Annotated in this window: 6 protein-coding genes; 1 reads left to right on the top strand and 5 read right to left on the bottom strand. The window is 67.8% G+C overall.

Features of this window, described 5'->3' with window-relative positions; translation table 11 throughout:
* Positions 1 to 51: 51 nt before the first annotated feature.
* The 3 genes from F4X11_21835 to F4X11_21825 all read right to left on the bottom strand — a co-directional run bounded on the left by F4X11_21835 (position 52) and on the right by F4X11_21825 (position 2,155).
* Positions 52 to 609: a hypothetical protein gene (locus tag F4X11_21835; GenBank protein ID MYN67635.1), complete on the bottom strand. Its 558-nt coding sequence runs from the start codon at positions 607 to 609 to the stop codon at positions 52 to 54.
* 170 nt (positions 610 to 779) lie between these two features.
* Positions 780 to 1,298: a hypothetical protein gene (locus tag F4X11_21830; protein MYN67634.1), complete on the bottom strand. Its 519-nt coding sequence runs from the start codon at positions 1,296 to 1,298 to the stop codon at positions 780 to 782.
* Positions 1,299 to 1,381: 83 nt separating this feature from the next.
* Positions 1,382 to 2,155: an alpha/beta hydrolase gene (locus F4X11_21825; GenBank protein MYN67633.1), complete on the bottom strand. Its 774-nt coding sequence runs from the start codon at positions 2,153 to 2,155 to the stop codon at positions 1,382 to 1,384.
* Positions 2,156 to 2,919: 764 nt separating this feature from the next.
* On the opposite strand from F4X11_21825, the gene F4X11_21820 reads away from it, so the two are divergent.
* Positions 2,920 to 5,940 (top strand): amidohydrolase family protein, encoded by a 3,021-nt coding sequence (locus F4X11_21820; protein ID MYN67632.1) that lies wholly within the window; start codon positions 2,920 to 2,922, stop codon positions 5,938 to 5,940.
* 107 nt (positions 5,941 to 6,047) lie between these two features.
* On the opposite strand, the gene F4X11_21815 is transcribed toward F4X11_21820, so the two are convergent.
* Positions 6,048 to 6,695 carry a DUF4276 family protein gene (locus F4X11_21815; protein ID MYN67631.1) on the bottom strand — a complete coding sequence of 216 codons (648 nt, stop codon included), beginning with the start codon at positions 6,693 to 6,695 and terminating at the stop codon, positions 6,048 to 6,050.
* Positions 6,662 to 7,798, bottom strand: a complete 1,137-nt coding sequence (locus tag F4X11_21810; protein MYN67630.1) for an AAA family ATPase — start codon at positions 7,796 to 7,798, stop codon at positions 6,662 to 6,664. Before F4X11_21810 ends, F4X11_21815 begins: the two co-directional genes overlap by 34 nt.
* Positions 7,799 to 7,824: the final 26 nt, after the last annotated feature.

Raw genomic sequence — 7,824 nt, 5'->3', positions numbered from 1 at the left:
GGCCTTCCCCGACCGGCCCCGAGCGGCGTCGCTCCCCCGGCGCAACGCGCGCTACCCGGGCCGGAGGGGTCGCCGGCGGCGCCGCCGCGGGCCGCCGCGCGGCGGCGGGGCGCCGCCGCCCCCGGGCTGCCGCGCCTGCACCGCCGGCTTCTGCAGCTTCCGGATCCGCGTGGCCCAGACGTGGTCGAGCTGGGCCGGGTCCATCTCGCGGTTGAGGAAGACGGGGTAGACGACGCCGTCGAGCCGAAGGCGTCCCGCGTGGTCCTGTCCCACCCGCGGGCACCAGTACTTCTGGTCGCCGACCGAGCAACTGATGAACAGCTCGCCCTCCGGCGTGGCCATGCAGTTGACGTTCACCGAGTGGGGCCGCCCCCAGATCCAGATCTGGATCGCGCACAGCGGGACGTCGTTCGCGAAGCTCCAGTCGGCCACCGGCTCCTCATTGGTGTCACCCAGCAGGATGAAGCCGGGGGTCGCCTCGCAGGGGCAGTTCACGGTCCAGACCGCGACCCCCGCCACGACTGCCACCGCCAGCCCGGCCGCGATGCCGAGGAGGTTCTTCCTGACGAACTCCGCTACCCTGTCGGCGTTCCATGGCTCTGCGCTCATGCTCGACCTCCTCTGGCGGTTCTTCCCGGATCGGACCCCCCTATATATACCCGTTCCTGCCTATTGCTGGTCCAGCTCTCCCGCCTGGTCACGCATCGCGGATAGTGGCGCCAGGCCGATGAGCGCGCTCGCCGACATGAACGCCGCGCTCGCCGTCGACGTCCGGAGTCCTACTCGTCCACTCTGCGGTACTTGCGCAACAGCCTGCCGTTCGGCATGTAGGAGAAGTAGCCGTCCGCGTATTCGCGTCGATCGTTCGTGCCCTCGAGGACAATGGCATCCCCGTCGCGGACAATCGTGAACCGCCGCGGCTCTCCCCCCGACCGCACGGCGACCGCAGCTTCCCCGGCGGACGGTCCGCTCGCGGTCTGGACCCGCTCGTACGTGTAGCTCCAGTGCGAGGCGTCCATCTCGTAGGTGCCGTAGCCGACGAACGACTCGAATCCGGCCGCCGTCTCGCGGTGGAACGTGGCCACCACGACGCCGTCGTGATTCGACCAGCGGCCGCCGGCGTGCGGCGGACGGAGCACCTCGCCGTCGACGTGCCACTCGACGAGCTCCCAGGTGCCCTCGAGGAGCGACCGCAGCTCCGCGGGCGCCTCCGCTTGCTGGGCCGTCGCGGGCGATTGAGCCGCGAAACACACCGACGCGATTGCCAACACGATGAGACGTCTTTCAATCAGTCGCATGGTTCTCCGCATTCCCTCATTCTCCGGTGACCGCCAGGGTCACGCCAACGCCGCGAGGCGCGCGCCCGTCGCGCCCGCCGGGGTCATCCCCGCTCCCGGTAGACCCGATCGAGCACCGGGAGCAGGTACTTCCGGAAGCGCGGATAGTCGTCGCTCATCGCGAAGTGCGACCCGCCCTCGATGACGTCGTAGGTCGCCCCGTCGATCATCGCCGCCAGCGACTCCGCCGGCCCCCTGGCCGTCGGATCGTACTCGCCGCTGAGGAGGTGGACCCCGACCCTGGAGGTGTCGATGGTGTGCGCCTTCCCTCTGAGATCGTGCTCGACCGAGAAGTAGTACAGGTCGCCGCCGAAGATCCCGGGGCCGCCCTGGCTGTAGATCCAGCCCGTCTCCCGCCGGAACGCCTCGCGGGCCTCCGGGGAGGTGATCATGTACATCCGGGACCCGATGTAGGCGGTGCCGTTCTGCGGATGGCTGAAGCGGCTCGCATACGGCTTGCCCTTGTTCTCGACGCGCGTTCCGGCAATCGACGAGTTGATCCCGATCACCGCCCGGAACTTGTCGGGATGGTAGTAGGCGAGATCCGGTGCGAGATAGCCGCCCACCGAGCAGCCCATGTAGACGGGGCGCTCGAGCTTCAGGGCGTTCGAGATCGCCACGATCGAATCCATGAGGTGCTGCGTGTCCATCCGGTACTCTGTGGTCCACCAGCGGTCCGTGGTCGGCGGGAGCGATCGCCCGTGGAACGGCAGGTCGTAGGCGATCATCCGGAACCGTTGCTGAAGCTCGCGGTCTTCCAGGAGGTGTCGCCACTGCCGGCTGTCGGAGCCGGCCGTGTGCTGCAGCACCATCGGCATGCCCTGACCGGCTTCCTCGAAGTACACCCGGTACTGGATGCCGCGGATCCGGACGTAGACGTAGCGTCCGACCGTCGAGTCGAACTCGCGGTCGACCTCGTCGCCCAGGTGCTCCGCAACCGGGGCCCCCAGCGTCTCGCGAACGAGCGCCGCGAGCCGCAGAATGGCGGCCTGGTACGGCCAGCGGTGATCGGGGTCGTCTCCGGAGGACCGGAGACCGTAGTCGCCGAAGCCCTGGCGCCAGGCGTCCAGCGGCCCGGCGATCCGGACGTCGAAGTCCGCGCCGGGACTTGCAGGAACGACCTCGACCACCCGTCCGTTGCGGATCGAGACACCGTAGTGGTGGTCATCGAGTCCGAGCTGCACGAGCGCATCCCACTCGCGAGCGGCGAGCCCGAACTCCGGGTCGGCATTGACGAGGGTGGAGAGGGCCTGCGGATCGAACCCCTCCAGCTCGGACTGCGCGGCGGTGGACGCGCCTGCCTGGACCCGTGCCGCCGCGGACCTCTCCGCGAACGTCACCGACAGTCCGACGGCAGCGCCGCCGGCGCGCAACATGAACGTCCTGCGATTCACACTCATCCGACTGCTCCTCTGTTCACTGCATCGCGTCGTCCGGCAACCGCGCGCCCCGAGGGCGCCAGTTGAGCGCGCCGCGCGCTGCCCGCCTGCATGCATGTGCTGCACACTGTGGTCAGGGTACGTCATCATGCCGTACTGATGGGGAGTCAGGACCTCGACGCTCACGCGTGAGGGAGGAAACCGTGAACGACCGAATCGACCGCCCGGAGCACCGCCTGCTCGTCCTTGCCCTGCTGCTGGCCCTGGCCAGCGCGTGGCCGGGGGCACCGGCGCTCGGTCAGCCCGCCGGTGAAACGACGGTGCTCCGCGCCGCCCGTATCCTCGACGGGCGCGGCGAGGTGCTGGAGGACCGCGATCTGGTGGTGCACGACGGGCGGATTGCCGAGATCGTGCCCCGTGGCAGCGGCCGGGGCGACCGCGTCCACGACCTGAGCGCCCTGACGGTGCTGCCGGGCTACATCGACACGCACGTGCACATCGGCAACCACTTCGACGACGACGGCAAGGTGCACCGGGAGGAGAACGACCCCAGCGCCGCCCACGTGACGCTGCACGGCGCCGAGAACGCGTACCGCACGCTGATGAACGGCATCACCACGATGCAGAGTCTGGGCTCGCCGGATGACGCCGAACTGAAGGCGTGGATCGACCGGGGTGAGATTCCGGGCCCGCGGCTGCTGTCGTCGCTCGGGGCGGTGCGCGAAGACACCGGCACGCCGGACGAGATTCGGGCGTACGTGCGCGAGCGGGCCGCGGCGGGGGCCGACGTCATCAAGGTGTTCGCGTCGACGAGCATCCGCTTCGGCGGCGTCACCAACCTGTCGGCCGCCCAGCTCGAGGCCGCCTGCGGGGAGGCGCGCGCCCGGGGACTGCGCTCGGTCGTCCACCTGCATCGATCGGACGCGCTGCGCCTCACCGCCGACGCCGGGTGCACCCAGGTGGAGCACGGCTGGATGCTCGAGCCGGGGGACGTCGACGTGTTCGTCGAAAGCGGCATGTATCTCGGCAACCAGATCGACCTGCTCTTCCGCAACTACCAGGAGAATGGCGACCGCTACGCCGGCGTCGGGGGCTACACGCTGGAGGGGTTCGCCAACCTGCAAGCGTCGCGGCCGGGCGCCCTCGCCTTCTTCCGGGCCGCGGCGGCCACCCCCGGCGTGCGGATCGTCTACAGCACCGACGCCAATGCGGGCAGCCACGGCTCCAACGCCGACGAGCTGGTGGCCTACGTCGAGCAGGGCGGGCAGGACCCGATGGACGCGGTGGTCTCGGCCACCTCGCTCGCCGCCGAGTCGCTGGGCATGGAGGATCGGATCGGCGCCATTGCCACCGGGTACGAGACGGACATCATCGCGCTCGACGGCGACCCGCTGACCGACCCGGCGGCGCTGGGCCGGGTCGTCTTCGTGATGCGCGGGGGGCGCGTCTACAAGAACGGGCCGCCGCGGGCCGTCGAGCGCTCCACGGTGCAGTCCGGGCTGTCCGCCGCGGTTCGCGAGCTGGTCACGCCCCGCGGGCTCGAGGAACAGGCCGCCGCGATCGTGCGACACCAGCGCCCCTCCGGGAGCGCCGGCGAGCGGGCGGCGATAGACCACATCGTCGATACCCTGCGCCGCGACGGCGTCGATGTCGAGGTGCACACGTATCAGGCATACGCGAGCACCCCGATCGCGGCGAGCCTGGACGTGGTGGGCGGGTCCTTTTCGCCCGACGCGATCACCTACTCGTTCTCGGCGCCCACCGACGGGCTGGAGGCCGACCTGGTCGACGGTGGCGACGTCCGCGACATTCCCGCGCTCCAACCGGGCACGGGCGAGCGCCTCGTGCTGGCCGGGGAGATCGACGCTCCTGGTACGGCGCGGAGCCGCTACCCCGACGTGACCGGGGCCGTCGTCCTGGTCGACGGCAATCCCGGACGGGCCTCCCTCGATCGGCTCGCCATGCTCGGCGCGGCCGGCGTCGTGTACGTGCACCGCGAAGAGCGTCTGAACGATCTGATCGTCACGAGCACCTGGGGAACCCCCTCGCTGCGCAACTACCACCGGCTGCCGGCGATCCCGGCCGTGCACATCCGGCGCAGCGACGGCGACGCGCTCCGGTTCCGGCTCGCGCAGCGCGAGACACGCGTGCGCATCACGGCGGACGTGGACGCGGGATGGCGCCAGCACCATCTTGCCGTCGCGCGGATTCCGGCCCCCGATCCCGACGCGCCGTTCGTCCTGTTCGGCGGGCACATCGATTCCTGGTATTTCGGCGGCACCGACGAGGGGGCGTCGAATGCCGCGATGGTCGAGCTCGCCCGTGCCTTCCACGCCAATCGGCAGCGCCTTCGGCGCGGTCTCGTCGTGGCCTGGTGGCCGGGACACAGCAACGCCCGCTACGGCGGCTCGACCTGGTTCGCCGACCATCACTTCGACGAGCTGCGGACGCGCGGCGTCGCCTACGTCAACATCGACGGCATGGGGCAGATGGGAGCCCGCCGCTTCGGCGCCACCGCGAGCGCCGCCCTCGGCGGCCTGGCCGCGGACGTCGTGGCGCAACGGACCGGGGAAGCCGTAGAGCCGGTGCGTCCGGGGCGCAACTCCGATCAGTCGTTCAACGGCGTCGGCCTCCCGCTCCTGCAGCTCGATCACCGGCGCCTGGAGGCGGACGGCGGGTACTGGTGGTGGCACACCCCGGACGACACGTTCGACAAGATCGACTTCGATATCCTGAAGACCGACACGGATCTGTACGGGGACGCGCTGGCCCGCCTGCTGAGCGCTCCGCGACTGCCAGTGGACCTGACGAGCCAGGTCAGCGCGCTGGGCGAGGCGCTCGAGCGCAGGGCGGAGGAGGCCGGCGACCGCTTCGATCTCGCCGAGGCGATTCGACGACAACGGCGCCTGCTGGAGCTGGTGTCGGAGGTCGACGCCGGCGCGACCCTTCCGCTCGGCGCGCCGCTGGATCTGGCCCTCCTGCGCATCCTGCGGCCGTTACATCGCGTGCTCTATTCGCCATCGGATCCGTTTCACCCGGATCCCGGCCTCGATTCGAGCGCGCTGCCCGGCCTGTCACCGCTGCGGACGCTCGCGACGGCGGATCCGGAGGGGGACGCGTATCGATTCGCCGAGATCACGCTCTTGCGCGAGCGCAACCGGTTGCTGGAGGCGCTCGATGCGTCGACCGGTGCGACGCTCCGACTGCTCGGGCGCGTGCCTTGACGGGGGACGCGCCAGCCGCGGGCTCCTTTACTCTGGGCGCTCGACGCCGACACCGGCCATCCTTTCGCCGATTGGGGGCAACCGATTCAGCCCTCCTCCAACGAGAGTCATTCAGTCCCCAGCGTCTCCAGACGCCTCACCCACGCATCGAATCGCGGACACTCCGTACGGATCCTGTCGAGACCGATTTCCTCGGCCAATATCGGACCGTGAAGACGCTTGTCGTACCTCGGAATTGCACGTGCGATGCGCTTGCTCGGAGCCGTTTCGCAACTATCGTTGATGTCCTCTGGAGTCGTGAACTGTTCACGCACAGCCCGCAGCGCTGCCATACAGTCTGGCGGGAAGTCGATTTGCGTCGCAAAAACCTCGACATCCGAAAACAATAAGCCTTCGAATTCGTGCATCTGGACGTACGGGAAGACTCTGTTCTCATCCCAGCCGCCACCGACCCGCTCACCAATCTTCTCGCGAAGGTGTGTCTCAATAGCTTCGACAGTCCTGTCCCCTTTCCGCGGGAATCCATAGAAATCAACAAGCGAGGTCACGGAATCATGGGACTGATACAGTAGCGCCATATCGAACGCGAGCCGCCTGACTGTAACGCTGCCGCCGATCAGGATCGGCTCCGGCGCGACGCCGAGCGGTCGCAAGTGCTCGTCGAGGACCCTCTTCACGAACTCTTCTTCCGTCTGCCCCTCCACCGACACCGCGAGACGAATCACGGACGCCCTCCAATGAGGTTCTTCTGCCACATCTCGCCCGGCATGAAGCCTTCATCGAGCCATCGCTTGTATCCCTCGGCGTCAGGTCGGCGGAACATGGTCCGCCCCTCCCGCAGCTCCAGAACGACGATGTCCTCCAGGTCAAACGCGTCGACGAGTAGCGGCGACTGCGTCGCTACGATGATCTGCCTCTCCATCGCGAGCGACTTGATCATGCTGCCAACCAGGGCGATGGCCGCGGGATGCAAGCCGAGCTCCGGTTCGTCCAGCAGCAGAACGTCCGGCAACATCTCGGACGGCAGGTTCAACAACGTCACCAGAGCAAAGAAGCGGAGTGATCCGTCCGAGGTGAGGTGCGCCCCGATGGTCTTGTCCGTACCGGACGCCTTCCATCGCAACGATACTTTCCCAAAGCTCTCGTCGACCTGGAAGCGGTCGAAAACCGGCAATACACGCCTGACATGCTGACATATCAGATCGAACCGCTTGACGTCTTCCTCCTCCAGTCGATGCAGGACCGCGGCGAGATTCCCGCCGTGCGTACGCAGGTAATTGTTGTCTTCCGTGTCCCAGCGCTTCTTGAAGTTCGAAGTGTCGGACGTGTCGTGGAACTGGAAGACCTGGCAGCCCTTCAAGAGGTGGACAATGACCCTGGCAGTGACCGGATTGGGTTCGACGGATGACCAAGCCTGCGCAACGTCGACGATTCCGGCTTCCCGGTGACCATTGGCAATACATTGCCACGGCGCATCCGTGGCATAGTGGGTCGGGCTGAATCGATATGCTTCCTCAGTAAAGATGAATCGGTCCGGATGTGCATGAGACAACGTAAAGCGATAATCGTTGCGGCCCTTCCCGGTACGCAGCGCAAGTTCACCCTCCATGCGCGGGGTAACGCTGTTGCCCCCGTACAGTTGGTCATCGGCGCCGCCGTGCCGCTCAACGAACTCGCCGAGTCTTCGTGACCGCAGCATCCAGCCCATCATCTCGAAGAATCGGATGAAGTTGGACTTTCCCGAGCCATTGGCGCCAATCAGGACGTTCGCATTCTGGAGATTGGACAACTCGACATCTGCGAGCGATCTGAACCCCCGGATGCGCACCGATTCGATCCTGCCTGCGCTCATCGACATCCTCCTGTACGGATCTTCTCACACGA

It is taken from the genome of Acidobacteriota bacterium (genome assembly GCA_009861545.1).
Taxonomy (GTDB): domain Bacteria; phylum Acidobacteriota; class Vicinamibacteria; order Vicinamibacterales; family UBA8438; genus WTFV01.
This window is presented reverse-complemented; position numbering and strand designations above follow the sequence as displayed.

What these genes read in the sequence shown, in the direction of transcription:
- F4X11_21810 (MYN67630.1), bottom strand. Translation starts at nt 7,798, where the DNA reads ATGTCGATGAGCGCAGGCAGGATCGAATCGGTGCGCATCCGGGGGTTC.
- F4X11_21830 (MYN67634.1), bottom strand. Translation starts at nt 1,298, where the DNA reads ATGCGACTGATTGAAAGACGTCTCATCGTGTTGGCAATCGCGTCGGTG.
- F4X11_21825 (MYN67633.1), bottom strand. Translation starts at nt 2,155, where the DNA reads ATGCCGATGGTGCTGCAGCACACGGCCGGCTCCGACAGCCGGCAGTGG.
- F4X11_21835 (MYN67635.1), bottom strand. Translation starts at nt 609, where the DNA reads ATGAGCGCAGAGCCATGGAACGCCGACAGGGTAGCGGAGTTCGTCAGG.